Origin of the sequence: Jeotgalibacillus marinus (genome assembly GCF_040801915.1) — a bacterium.
Classification (GTDB): domain Bacteria; phylum Bacillota; class Bacilli; order Bacillales; family Jeotgalibacillaceae; genus Jeotgalibacillus; species Jeotgalibacillus marinus.
Genome location: NZ_JBFMIA010000188.1, coordinates 1 through 264, shown reverse-complemented (window position 1 = coordinate 264; position 264 = coordinate 1). Strand labels below are relative to the sequence as shown.

Genomic DNA, 264 nt, shown 5'->3' with positions numbered 1-264 from the left:
GAAAAAGGTATCGATCCCTTTTATGAAAAGAGAGGGACTTTCATTACAATCTGAAGCCCCTCCCTCCCCTCCCCCCTCCTCTCCCCCTTTCCCCCCCCCTTCTCTTCCTCCCCTTCCCCCCCCCTCTTCCCCCTTTTTCCCTTCCTTTCTTTCCTCCCTTCCCCCCTCTTCTCTTCCTCTTTCTTCCTCCCTCTCCTCCTTTCCTCTCTCCCCTTCTTCCTTTTTTTTCCTTTTCCTCTCCCTCCCTTTTCCCTTTCCCCTCTC

The 264-nt window shown here is 53.8% G+C and carries 1 protein-coding gene; it reads right to left on the bottom strand.

The annotated features are described in order from the left end of the window. Positions 1-20: 20 nt before the first annotated feature. Positions 21-264 (bottom strand): hypothetical protein (locus AB1471_RS17490; RefSeq protein WP_367781002.1); only part of this gene is annotated, 244 nt, incomplete at its 5' end.